Source organism: Litorivivens sp., from assembly GCF_041625495.1.
Lineage (GTDB): Bacteria > Pseudomonadota > Gammaproteobacteria > Pseudomonadales > Spongiibacteraceae > Litorivivens.
This window is the reverse complement of record NZ_JBFJTH010000112.1, coordinates 1-12,583: the sequence shown is the minus strand read 5'-3', so window position 1 is coordinate 12,583 and position 12,583 is coordinate 1. Positions and strand designations below refer to the sequence as shown.

Annotated in this window: 9 protein-coding genes and 1 tRNA gene; 1 reads left to right on the top strand and 9 read right to left on the bottom strand. The window is 52.6% G+C overall.

What is annotated here, in order from left to right; all coding sequences use genetic code 11:
• The 9 genes from ABYP39_RS12955 to pomA all read right to left on the bottom strand — a co-directional run.
• The coding region (locus ABYP39_RS12955; protein ID WP_372782901.1) for a retention module-containing protein at window positions 1-973 on the bottom strand (973 nt) is incomplete at its 3' end.
• Between the two features lie 231 nt (window positions 974-1,204).
• On the bottom strand, window positions 1,205-1,825 hold the full coding sequence (locus ABYP39_RS12950; RefSeq protein ID WP_372782899.1) for a response regulator transcription factor: 621 nt from the start codon (window positions 1,823-1,825) through the stop codon (window positions 1,205-1,207).
• Window positions 1,826-3,166, bottom strand: a complete 1,341-nt coding sequence (locus tag ABYP39_RS12945) for an HlyD family type I secretion periplasmic adaptor subunit (protein ID WP_372782897.1) — start codon at window positions 3,164-3,166, stop codon at window positions 1,826-1,828. It abuts the gene before it with no gap.
• Window position 3,167: 1 nt separating this feature from the next.
• Window positions 3,168-5,315, bottom strand: coding sequence for a type I secretion system permease/ATPase (locus ABYP39_RS12940; protein WP_372782895.1), 2,148 nt, complete (start codon window positions 5,313-5,315; stop codon window positions 3,168-3,170).
• Window positions 5,312-7,231, bottom strand: coding sequence for a LapD/MoxY N-terminal periplasmic domain-containing protein (locus ABYP39_RS12935; protein WP_372758903.1), 1,920 nt, complete (start codon window positions 7,229-7,231; stop codon window positions 5,312-5,314). The genes ABYP39_RS12940 and ABYP39_RS12935 overlap by 4 nt, the downstream gene beginning before the upstream one ends.
• Window positions 7,228-7,935: a transglutaminase-like cysteine peptidase gene (locus ABYP39_RS12930; RefSeq protein WP_372748812.1), complete on the bottom strand. Its 708-nt coding sequence runs from the start codon at window positions 7,933-7,935 to the stop codon at window positions 7,228-7,230. The genes ABYP39_RS12935 and ABYP39_RS12930 overlap by 4 nt, the downstream gene beginning before the upstream one ends.
• Before the next feature lie 34 nt (window positions 7,936-7,969).
• Entirely contained in the window at window positions 7,970-10,111 is a 2,142-nt protein-coding gene (locus ABYP39_RS12925; protein ID WP_372748811.1) for a TolC family outer membrane protein, read from the bottom strand.
• A gap of 379 nt (window positions 10,112-10,490) precedes the next feature.
• Window positions 10,491-11,342, bottom strand: a complete 852-nt coding sequence (locus ABYP39_RS12920) for a flagellar motor protein MotB (RefSeq protein ID WP_372748810.1) — start codon at window positions 11,340-11,342, stop codon at window positions 10,491-10,493.
• The gene (pomA, locus tag ABYP39_RS12915) at window positions 11,342-12,124 is read right to left on the bottom strand and encodes a flagellar motor protein PomA (RefSeq protein ID WP_372748809.1); all 783 of its coding nucleotides are present in this window, start codon (window positions 12,122-12,124) and stop codon (window positions 11,342-11,344) included. The genes ABYP39_RS12920 and pomA overlap by 1 nt, the downstream gene beginning before the upstream one ends.
• Before the next feature lie 249 nt (window positions 12,125-12,373).
• On the opposite strand from pomA, the gene ABYP39_RS12910 reads away from it, so the two are divergent.
• Window positions 12,374-12,450: transfer RNA gene (locus ABYP39_RS12910), tRNA-Arg, on the top strand.
• Window positions 12,451-12,583: the final 133 nt, after the last annotated feature.

The following is a 12,583-nucleotide window of genomic DNA, read 5'->3' as shown; positions in this document are numbered from 1 at the left end:
TGTAATCCACACCACCGATGGTCACTGTAACGGTATCGCCGGCAGCAGCATCGCCACTGACGGTGCCAGAGATCGTCAGGTCAGCCCCCAACTCCTGCGCATTGATAATGTCGTCGCCCGCAATTACATCCAGCGCGACACCAGCTGACGCTGAGCCATCAACGGTGTAGTCACGAGTATCGGAAGCACTAAACGGAATACCCGCGTCATTGGTGCCCGTTACGGTTGCCGAAGCCGTACCGTCGGTCAGCAGGGCAACGGCCGCAGCGGGAATCACCACACTGAAAGTTGTGTTATCTGCATTGACGGCAGTCAGGTAATCCACGCCACCAATGGTCACTGTAACGCCATCGCCAGCAGCAGCATCGCCACTGACGGTGCCAGAGATCGTCAGATCAGAACCCAACTCCTGCGCATTGATAATGTCGTCGCCCGCAATCACATCCAGTGCGATAGTCGCGTTGCCGAAACTGCTAGGAACTGCAGGTGTTTCCTGCCCCACATTAATGCTGTTGTTAGGTGTTGAACTAGGAGCAACGGCGGCTGTGTCTGCGAAATCCAGCAACCAGCTATCTACCTGCCCCTCTCTGCCTTCACGCTCATAAGACGCCTGCTGGTTAAGGCCATCACCACCCAACGATGCCTGCCCGCCACCGGCGGTGGGCTCTAAAGCCTCTACATCGCGACCCGCGAGCAGCGCTTGTTGCAAAGCGAGTATCTGGTCAGTGTCCTCATTGGGGTAGGCGCCACTGGAGAAGCTGACACTGTCGTCTATCTGTACGGCAGCATAGGGCTCAAGGTGAAGCTGCTCACCACTGGCAAAACTCACTACCACTGTGGAGTTACCGGCCGTCGTCAGCAGATCACCCTCGCGTACCGGATCACCTTTAACGACCGCACGACTGATGCCATCAGCACCTTTAAGAATCACTTCACCGACGACTTCCCGAATAAACCCCACATGCTCTGCCATGATCAACGCCTAACCTTTATATTGATTACCAAGCGTAAGAGATTCACGGCCCCTTGGGACTGTACCCAGGTACTAGCGCAACTCAGGACATATACGTAGATTGCCTATTCACTGATCAGATTGAAGGCTGGAACTGGCAGAGGGATTGGAGAGTTATACTGGGACGCTGGCGTGGAGCGGCTAATTGGACCGCTTAATTGGAAAGCTGAAATGAAAGGTTGGATTAAAAAGCTATGAAATCATGCTATCGCGATTGAACCGACGCAAAAGCTCAGCACGACCAGTGACTCCAGTTTTGCTATAGATGTTGGTCAGGTGGGCTTTGACGGTGCGCTCAGTAACGCCACACGCTGAGGCAATATCACGGTTAGATCGCCCTTCTACAAGCCGGGAAACTATCTCCCTTTCTCGCTCCGTTAACTGCGCTAACACGGCTTCAGATTGGGGGCCGTTAATAGACGACAATTGTTGCTGGGCGAGTAAAAACACGTCCTGCAACATTTGGGGCGGAAACCAGCTGCCACCCTGTTGCAACAACGACACCAGCTGTTGATAGTGCTGCCGCACCATATAGCTATTGCAGTAGGCTTTTACGTTGTTCTGCACGCAGGCCACCAGCTGATCTACGCAAGGTTGGTCGTCGGCGACGCATATCTGTTCGCTCACCTTTACTGCGCGCTCCATAAGCGCAGACCACTCCGCCAAAGCAAATGACTGCCTGTGCAACACAAGCAGCGTGCCGGGACCACCGTCAATGTCAGCGAGATCCTCTGAAAATTGCAGCGGCGGGGGCAGACTATTCACAAGATGCTGTTTAAAAGCCTGACTGCGCGTATATACCCGTATCGTCATTTATTGTTCTCGTAACGCATTCTGCAGACCACGATTTATCGGTTTTAGCAAATAACTGAGAATCGTTTTCTTACCTGTTACAACATCAATCTCAGTCGTCATTCCAACCTTGATCGGCAAACGACCCTCAGTTTTACCCAGATAATCGCGGTCAGGTGCGATGCGCACTATATAGAAACTACTGCCGTCATCGTCAGTGATTGTGTCGGCACTGATAAACTTTACCAGGCCCGTGAGGCTACCGTGAATTGCAAAGTCGTAGGCGGAAAACTTTAATCTGGCCAACTGACCAACTTCTATCGTGGCAATATCCGCCGGCTTAATTCTCGCCTCAACCAATAGCGAATCGCCAAGTGGCACAATCTCCAGAACGTGCGTGCCAGGCTGAACCACTCCCCCCAGCGAATTTGCGTGCAAGCGTTTTACAACACCATTAACCGGCGAGCGCAGTACCGTTCGCATAACCCGGTCCTCCAGGGCATTCTGCGCCTGCTCTATACGCGAGATTTCAGCCAGAACCTCGTTGAGCTCGCGCTTGGCCTCATTTCTGAAATCAAGTTCGCTTTGACCGAGCTTGCCGCGAGCTTCTTCAATCGATGAACGCAACCGCGGAACCGTAATGGACGAAATCTCGATCTCACCTTCCAGCTCAGATTCACGTTGCCGCAGCTGCAGAAATTCAACTTCGCTGATGATTTTTTCCTGCATAAGCGGTTTTTTAATCGCAATTTCTTCGCGCACCAGTTTCAGCGTCCGCTGTAATTGCCGCAGTTTTGACTGAGCTTCTTCCAGGCTACGCTGCTGTTGCTGAATTTGCTGTCGGTAAATCGACAATGTTTCCACCAGTTGCTGTCGATTACTCTGGAATAGACTCTTCTCAGAGTTGATCAGCGCAACGACTTCTGGTGATACAGCATCTCCATCATCAAACTCATCATCAAACGCTTCTGCTTGCAGGCGCTTACTCCTGGCGACAAGCTCAAAGTACTTAAGTCGGTTTTCCTGGAATGAACTGGCAAAGGCCACATCACTCAGCTTTAGCAGGGGCTGATTCATTTTGACAAGGTCGCCCTCCCTCACCAGAATCTCCGCTACTACACCGCCTTCCAAACTCTGTACCTGTTGCACCTGCCTAGCGGGTATCACTTTACCGCCACCGCGAACCACCACATCCAACTCAGCCCAGGCCGCCCACACCAACGCAACGACGACCAGCGCCACCATCACATACAGCACAGTCAGCAGCTGCTTGGGAGAACGTTCAAGCACGGCAGCAGATAGGCTGCGCATATAGGCCAAATCGCTATCATCATAGCTCTGACGTTTACTATTCAGCGCCATCCTATTTACCCATCTTCTGTATCGCGGCAATGGTTTCTGCCTTCGGCCCATCCAGCAGGATCTGACCGTCTTCCACCACAATCAGCCTATCTACCAAATCGAGCATCGACGTTTTGTGTGTAATAACAATGAGAGTCTTATCACGGGTATAGCCGTGTAGCTGCCGCTTTACGTACTGCTCTGTAGAATTGTCCATATGGCTGGTTGGCTCATCCAGCACGATAATAGGCTCATCAAGCAAAATGGCGCGCCCCAGTGCAATGGCTTGGCGTTGACCGCCGGAAACCCACAAACCCTGTTCGCCAACCTGCGTGTCATAACCTCCAGGCAACTTGCCAACAAACTGGTCGACACCGGCGATGGCCGCGACTTTCAGCATTTGTTCGTCTGCCACCTGCGGGTTTCGATAGCATAAATTATCTCTGATCGAACCGCGCATCAGCTGAGGCTCTTGCGTCAGAAACGCGATATGCCGCCTCAAATCCGCCGGATCGATCTGCGCACTGTTAATGCCATCTATTGCGATAGTGCCTTCTGTAGGCTGGTAAAGGCCTATCAGCAGCTTTGCCAGCGAGCTTTTACCCGAACCAACCTTACCAATAATGGCGACCCGCTCACCTTCTCTTATGGACAGCGATATCGACTTCAGCGATGGCACGTCAGCGCCCGGATACGTAAAAGAAACAGACTTTAGCTCAATGTTCCCTTTGAAAATCGGTCGTCGCACATACTGACGCTTTTCATCCCGCTCAACCGGAAGATTCATAATGGAATCCAGGGTGTTAAAGGCCGATTTGGTTTGTTCATATTGCGTGACGAGTGCCGCCACTTGAGCCATCGGCGCTACGGCTCGCGAGGATAGCATCACCGCTGCGATCAACCCGCCGAGTGACAGTGATTGAGCCGAAATCATATAAACCCCGGCAGTCACGATGGCGACTGTGTTTAGCTGTACGAGAAACTGCGTGGTAACGGTTAGAGCATTCGACAGCATTCGACTACGAACAGATTTCTGTGCGATATCACCGGTCGCCTCTTCCCATATCCACTGTGAATGACTCGTTGCACCCAGCGACTTGATGGTTTGGATTGCATGCAAACTTTCCACCAAGTGGGCGTTCTTCTCCGACATAGCCTCCTGCGTTTCTTCAACACTGCGTTGCAGTGGCTTGGCGATGTAGTAGCTGTGCAGTAGGAGTAAGACAATAATAGCGACCGGAATAAGCACTATCGGACCGCCAATCAACCCTATCAGCAGGAGCAGCAACAGCGAAAATGGCATATCAACCAAAGCACTAATGGTGCTTGCCGTGAAGAAAGCACGAATGCTTTCAAACTCGCGTAGATTGCTGGCAAAGGCGCCAACGCTGCGCGGCCAAGCCTCCATTTTCAAGTTCAGTACATGCTCGTAAAGTATCGACGACATAATGACGTCACTTTTCTTGCCGGCTGTCTCGAGAAAGATTACCCGGATGTAGCGCAACAATGCATCAAAGCAATAGACCGCAAGCACCCCAAGCGCCAGAACCCACAAGGTCTCATAAGCATTGTTAGGAACCACGCGATCGTACACATTCATCACAAACAACGGCGTGGCCACAACGAATAAATTAATCAGCAACGACGCCAAAACAACGCCAGCAAAGGCCTCTTTGGATAGTTTTAGCGTGTCCCAGAACCAATGGTTAACACGGGCCTGCCGTAAAACAGAATTGGATCCTAGGGCGGAAAGTTGCTTTTTAAGCAGAAAAGCATAGCCCGTATACGACTGTTCAAGCTCGGAGGTTTTTATCCAGCATTCAACCTCAGGCTCATTGGCGTAGATAACCAATGCTTCGCCGGACGTCGAGTCAATTTCTTCCAGGATACAGGCTTGACGGTCATTCAATAACAGAATGCAGGGCAACAGAAGATTGGATACCTCGGCCAGGTCGCGCTTGATTAACCGTGACGAAAAGCCCGCTCGCTGGGCGACGCGTTGAAAGAGCCCTTTGGCATTTTCGACACTGAATAATTCAGGGCCTGCTTGACCGGGCTCAATCGGCAGGCCGGCGGTGAGAGAATCAATGGAGACACGCCGACTGTAACGGCCGCTAAATGCAACCAGACACTCCAGCAGCGGGTCATAGGTTTTTTCCGATTGCGTCATTCAAATGATTCCGGTTTACCCAACAAATTTCCCTGCAAACCGTCGACATCCAGTAACTGCAGATGTTCCAGTAGAGACGCCTTATCAATGCCCACAGCGATAACGTTAATATTCAGTGTCGCTGTCAGGTTTCTGAAGGTTGCGTATACATCGTCTGCGCCATCGGCGGTTATACCTTTAAGCAAACGGGCGCTTACCTTCACATAATCCGGACTTATCTCCTGCAAGGTTGCAATCGGGTATTCCAGGTCAAAATGATCAATCCCGAAAAGCTGCCCAGACAGTCTAACTTGTTTGGCAACACGAGTAACGCTTTCCAGGTCTCTCACCGCGGCGTGGTAAGGCACCTCCACCAGCAAGCTGCCAGGCCGCTTCTTGGCAACGGCAAGAATGCGTAACAGGTGCGCCATTTCGCCAAGATCCGACAGGAACAACTCGGGGAAATTCATCGCGATAGGTGCGTCGTGTACTCGACCTGCAATATCGCTCATCATTTCGCGCACGCGCGCATAGATAGCCTGGGAAAATCCCAGCTTCTCTGCCATTGGCATAAACAGTCCGGCTTCCAGAGGCGCCCCATCGTCGTGCTGTATACGAACCAACATTTCCCGATGGACTAAACAATAGTTACGGTCAAAAACCGGCTGCGCCTCGAGATAAACTCGGCGATCAGCCAGCACACGCGTGAACCATGAAAACCACTCAGAATTACCCTCCGGCAATCGCCTGCCTGTGCTGTGGTGTGTTAACGATTGGTAAGCGCTACCGGCATCTGCGGTTGCTAATAGCAGATCGATTTCCGAGAGTACCCCGGAAAGAGACTTACCTGGCTGCAATGCGGTGGATGCGGCGGATAGCTCAACGCGGGTTAGCGCCTTACCGTAGCGCCGCTGATATTCTGCAAATAGGTCTCTAGCCCATTGCGATGCACCTTCAACCCGATCGCGAAGAAGTATTCCAAACTCGATATCACTCAACCTGCCAATAAGCACGGTGCCGTCAGGGGCGCTATCTTTCATCATACGTGCCATTTCCACCAGCATCTCGTCGGCCTGTGCATGACCGTGCCTTACCCGATAGTTCGCATAATCATTCAGCTTTATCACCAATAAAGACGCATGCTCCCGGTTTTTATCTGACAAAAAGAATTCAGCTTTGGAAAGAAGTCGACGCCGATTGGGCAGCTCTGTTAAGGGATCGACAAAAAGTAATTTCTGATGGTTCTGCCATAACATATGCTGCTCTTCAAAAACGCGTCGTACATGCATCGACAGACGGTTAACCATTTCGACAACGCGCCTCAGATCCTGTGTTCGCGGAAGCCGCTCCTGCACCACAAAATCATTGTGTTGTATGGCATTTGCTTGCTGCTCGATCCGTCTTAAGGGACTGAGAACTAAGTGCAGAAGCGCCCAAAGAACAAGGATCAGGGCGAGAAAAGCCGCGCCAAACCACATCAACGAGGAGGAGATACGGCTGTACAAATCCGCATAGGCAAATCCCGGATGAAGGGTAATTTGAACCCGCCCTACGGACGACCAGCCGCTGCGCACTTCGGCTTCACCAACAGCGTGGCCGAGTTTTACCGATTCGGTGAACCAATCTGGTACGCCGTCGCTCGCAAGCGGTCGACGTTTTTCGTATACCAACGCACCGTCGTTGGTGAGCAGCCGAATACTGCTGTAATAGCCACTGTCGAACACCGCGTTACTGAGCGTTTCAATCGCAGCCAAGTCGTCTATTTTTTCATTGACGGATAGACTGATCGCGACAACGGTCGCCGCATCCTGGGCAGACGTGGCCATCTGGCTCTTTATGACATTGGTGGAATGCCGCACTGCATCGAAGGAAATAACCAGGAATAGCAGCAATAGCCCGGCGGCTATCAGACCAGCAATTTGCCTGTAAATTGTCATAGCTGTTGCTCCTTACCCAGTGCGTTGCGCAGTGCATCCCACTTACGGTTTTTTATCTTTCCGGGAGGTAACCGTCTAGCAACTCCACCTGTTTCCGCTGTCAGAAAAAAAGACTCGGCATTGAAGCTGTAGATCGGAAGCAGGTCGCGGCGCTCCGTGGCCGGGAGAATTCGGGGGTCATAGTTATCAAGAACCAGAGGCGTGTCAGACGGCGTGGAAAAATAAGTGAGAACCATATGGGATACCCCGAGCTCCGTCGCCTTTACATAGGTCAGGAAGAGTTTTCCTTCAGGAATACCCACCGCGCGCAACGCTACATACTTGGCAATGACATAATCTTCGCAGTCACCGCGGTTGGTACCGATAAACTCTTCGGGGGTCGCCCAGTAGTCCTGTGCCTGCCAGTGATCGATATCATCGGCATAGGGAATGCGGTTGAAATAACGATTGATTTCCCGCAACTTCTCGCTGTCTGGCCTATCCTCGAGCCTTAACAGCAGATGGTTTAGTTCCCGACCTCGCTCCCGTGCTTCGACTCCATAGTCCGACCAGAGACGTTCAAGGAAGGGCGGCCCAAATGTGTCAGCCGCGTAACCCGTAAACACCAGCAGCGGAAGCAGCAGCCACACGAGAGCCTGACGTAGTGCCAGCCGGGGCAATGCCACACACTGTGTAGAACCGGCACCCCTCGTCAGCTTCATCATTGTCGGCATCGCCGTGAAATAGTCGATTGCTCGACTATCTCACCCGCGTAAAGCGAAATTCACCGCGACGATTGATAGCTCTACCTTCGTCGGAAGAATTATCCGCGAGTGGATTTGACTCCCCGCCGCCAAAAAAGGAAATTCTTGTTGCTGCAATACCCGCATTCAACAACATCTGTCGGGTGCCACTCGCCCGTTTTATAGAAAGCGCGGCATTGAATCCATCGGAACCAATATTGTCGGTGTAGGCGTCTATCCGAACATCGATGCCAGGATTATCCTTCAACGCCTCGATAATTTGGTTAGCCAGATCTACGGAAGGGCCAGTCAGGGTAGTCTTGGCATACACGTAGTTCACATAGTAAACCTTGGTAAAATCGATCGTCGTATTGGGAACCACGTCCAACGCGACACGCCCCTTCGACGACGATTTTCCATCACTCGCCAGGTAGGTAAACAGGTCACGGCCCACAAAACCTTCTTTTGCTCGATAGACCAGATTACCAGCGGCATTTTTTTCAATCATGCCATTTTCTGGCTGGGTAAAGCCCGCCAGTTTCAGCACATCGCCGTCCGCGTCGGTATCATTTGCAAACAGCGTCGCTAGAGGAATTTCGATAATACCGTTCTGACCGACGGTAAATGCATCTGCGCCGGCATTCGGCACTTGATTCTGTTGGTTTTGCGCTCGACACCCGTATTTATTCACAGCCACCTGCGAGTGAGAGTTGTCACAATGATCGGTTCGATCGGTCTTCCGATCATCATCGCGATCCATCGGCAACGGTAGGCGATCACGCCCACGGCTATCAATCTTTGCAATTCGCAGACGGTCACGCCCAATAACAGGCGCCATACCCAATGTTTCGAGAAGCTGCCCGGTAGCTTCCAAGACACGATAGCGTGCAGTAACCTCGTCAAAATACGCCGCTATATATCCATTCTGCGCGCTGTTAACTTCATTTTTAGCATCCAACAGATCGATAAGTTCGCGCTGCCCAATAAAGAATTCCTCTTGATAGGACGTCATGGTTTTCTGCGCTTGATCTACATAGTCCTGAAGATATTCAACCTGCTCGCCCAGGTGAGACTGTGCAGTCCACGCCAAACGGAGCGTATTGATGACCTGCCGTCGCACCCGCGCCGCCAATTGCTGTTGCTCATGAACCGCACTGACCTTACGGCGACTCTCCGCTCGATCTGCGCCGCCATTGAAGAAATTGTAAGTCAGCGTGAGTGCAATGCTGGCTTCGTCAGTGTCGCCTGGTAAACCGTTAAGGTCGTTGCCCACTTCCTGAGCCAGACGCAAATCGAGTTTTGGATAGAATCGGCTTTTTGCCTTTTCACTTTCGTGGGTCGCGGCTTCTATGTTCGTGTCAGCCGCGCGCATTGCCGGGTGCTCGGCCAACGCCTCATCAATCAATGCATCGATGTCACGATTCACAGCCGGCGGCAAAACAACGTCGGAAAAGTCTTCCGGCACAACGTACCGCCCAAGCACATAGTGGGCTTCGGTAAGAGAGTCGGCCAGGTTATTGCGCTGGGCGATCAGGCCCGCCTTGGCTTTTGCCAGACGACCCGATGCCTGCTCCAGCTGCGACCTCCGGCCCGCCCCCGAACTACTGCGACGCTGTATCTTTTGGAGGGTATCTTCGTGGGCAAGAACGTTGTTTTCTGCCAATTTCAGCAACCGGTGGTCTCGCACGACATTAACGTAGGCTTTCAACGCTTCCAGTGCGACGTTGTCCACCGTATCGTAAAGTTGGTAAAGCGCTGACTGAAAACTGGCATCGGCATGCTTAACACTATGCTTGGTCGCAAAGCCATTAAACAGGTTCTGGGTCAGCGCAAGCTCGGCCCAATCGCTTTCGTAATCATTTTCCTGAACACTTTGCGAACCGATAAAGGTTGGCGATTCACCGTCTATCTTGTTCGCAGTAGCGGTAAGGTCAAGGCTCGGGTACCAGCCACCACGAGCAACAGTCTGGCCCTGTTCTGCCTGCCTGAGAATATGAAGCTGTTCACGCACGCGCGGGTGCGCATCAATGCTATCTGCGATGAACTCTGCCACTGAAATGGGCTGCGCAGCTGCTCCCGCCGAGGCCAATACCACGCAAAATGACAATGCGGTTTTCTTCAGATACGCGCTGCGTACCATTTGACGTCTGGGTCTCAAGACACCACTCCTTTCCATGTATTCGTGGCGAGACAACTGCGGGGGCCAGTGGCCTGTCTGCCTGATTTTTTAATTCTTCCTACTCCGCGACTTAGGTGCGCAGTAATCATGATCACATTTATGACACAAGGATACGCAGCGGCACATAAGCAATTACTCGTACTGTGCCGTAATGAGACGCAGTGTTAGCGGCTTATCGTTGACGCCGATATAGGCGGGTTTTGGCGAGAAATGAACACTAACCACACTACCGGGTGATTGATGAACGCAGGATAGCCAAAGCGATTGCCACGTGCCCTGCCGGTACCCGACGCGGTTATGATGATAAATAATTCGTGCTAGCAACCTGCGTTTGCCAACGTTCTTTGCAGGCATCTCTTTATTGGTCTGGGATAGCCGACGCCTCTCTGGATACTCCCTCAGCATATTCCGTATCCAGCGAACCTCCGCGGAGAAGGATGACTTCTACTCGTCGATTTCGCGCCCGCCCCTCGGCGGTGTCATTAGAATCAATGGGCCGTGTTGCACCGAATCCCGCCACCTGAAAGCGAGCCGGATCGAGCTGCCCTTTTTCCACAATCTGTTCCAGCACGGTTACCGCCCGCGCGGAGGACAACTCCCAGTTAGACCGGTAGCGGTCGGTACTGATCGGCACAATATCGGTATGCCCCGCAACCGCGATGCGGCCACCAATTTCGTTGGTAAGGCGGGCAATTTTCAGGATAACCGGATTGAAATCGTTACTGAGGTCAGCACTGCCTGAAGGAAAAGAGCCGGTTTCGCGAATTCTGATGGTGATCACCCGCTCGCCGTCGGATTGCACTTCCACCACACCTTTGGCGATTTCGACTTCGAGGTAGTTGAGCACTTTCTCAAGGTCTTCGAGCAGGTCATTTTCGGCTTCTTCGTTTTCCCCTTGCTTGCGCATTTCCGTCAGTTCTTTGATAGCTTCCTGACGCACCTGATCCTGGTCAGTAGGTGTTGGCATGCCCGGGGAGAAATCACGCGCAATAACACTGGTACCAATGGGCGGATTGAACGCCGGTACCTCGCGCTGTACGCCAAAAGCGTCGCGCATTGAACCTGACAACTCCTTGAACTTTTGCTTGTCCATCTCGGAGAAGGAGAACAACAACACAAAGAAAGCCAGTAGCAGCGACATCAAATCCGCAAAGGTCATTACCCAAGCCGGTGCGCCGGCCTGTGCTTTTTTGACCGGGGCGTCTTCCATCAGACGGCTTCAGCCGGCTTGGCGTCTTTGTCACCGTTGTCGCGCTGGCCTTCTGGCAGGTAGGTTGCCAGCAGTGACTCCAGTACGCGAGGATTCAAGCCTTCCTGAATACCGTGAATAGCCTCAAGAATCAGGTGCCGGTTGCGGCGCTCTTCAGACGTTCGAAAGGCGAGCTTTTCTGCCATCGGCAAAGCAACAGCATTGGCGAGTACCGCGCCGTAGAGGGTGGTTAACAGGGCGACCGCCATCGCGGGGCCTATGGCTTTGGGATCAGACATATTGGACATCATCTGTACCAAACCCACCAGCGTACCGATCATGCCCATCGCGGGCGCTGATTCGCCAAACCCCCGAAAAATTGCCTCGCCCATTTCCTGCCGCTCAATGGTTAGGTTGATCTCTTTGCTGAGCAGGCGCTTCACAAAGTCGGCATCGTGGCCATCTATGGCCATCTGCACGCCCTTTTCGAGGAATTCGTTACTGATTTCTACCGCCTCAAGACCCAGCAGGCCTTCCTTTCGGGCCACTCCGGAAAGCTCGATGCATTCGCTGATCAGGGCTTCAGAGCTGACAGGCTTGTGGAAAAACGCACGGGACGCCACTTTGAAGGCCCCCAGGGTCTGTTCCAACGGAAATTTCACCAGATTGGCGAACAGCGTGCCGCCTATAACAATCAGTATGCTGGGCACGTCGAAAAAACCGCCAGCGCTGCCGCCCACAAAAATGGCTGCGATAATGACGCCTAATGCGCCGAACATGCCTAATAATGTTGCAATATCCACACTGAGACTCCTGCTCGCATACGCACTTCCACGCCGGATTACACGGTTTTTGGCCCGAGCAGATAGGAGATCGGCGCGACTGCGGGTTTCTTGAGTACGTACAAGCCTCTACTGACAGCGGGGATTTTTCTATACGCGATTGCCACACTGGCGCGTGGCCAGAAGCTGGTATGGATATCGGCCGGGGCGCCACAATCCTTAATTTTCCTTAGCGATAACAGCCACTTTGCGTTACACTGCCGCGCCTGCGCGCCCGTAGCTCAGCTGGATAGAGTAGGTGGCTTCGAACCACTTGGTCGGGAGTTCGAATCTCTCCGGGCGCGCCATTTCTCCTGCTCAGCATCTACACCAGTTCTATTCGAAGCACTCTCACTACTAGCAAGCAACACGCTCCTCAGGCGCCTCCTCCCTCTTAAAACGCTTTGCGCAGCTCTACACCAAACATCCGCGGCGCACAGA

Bases quoted from the DNA above. Each gene is read 5' to 3' on its own strand.
- ABYP39_RS12945 (WP_372782897.1), bottom strand. From the start codon at position 3,166: ATGGCGCTGAATAGTAAACGTCAGAGCTATGATGATAGCGATTTGGCC.
- ABYP39_RS12920 (WP_372748810.1), bottom strand. From the start codon at position 11,342: ATGGAAGACGCCCCGGTCAAAAAAGCACAGGCCGGCGCACCGGCTTGG.
- ABYP39_RS12950 (WP_372782899.1), bottom strand. From the start codon at position 1,825: ATGACGATACGGGTATATACGCGCAGTCAGGCTTTTAAACAGCATCTT.
- ABYP39_RS12940 (WP_372782895.1), bottom strand. From the start codon at position 5,315: ATGACGCAATCGGAAAAAACCTATGACCCGCTGCTGGAGTGTCTGGTT.
- ABYP39_RS12930 (WP_372748812.1), bottom strand. From the start codon at position 7,935: ATGATGAAGCTGACGAGGGGTGCCGGTTCTACACAGTGTGTGGCATTG.
- ABYP39_RS12935 (WP_372758903.1), bottom strand. From the start codon at position 7,231: ATGACAATTTACAGGCAAATTGCTGGTCTGATAGCCGCCGGGCTATTG.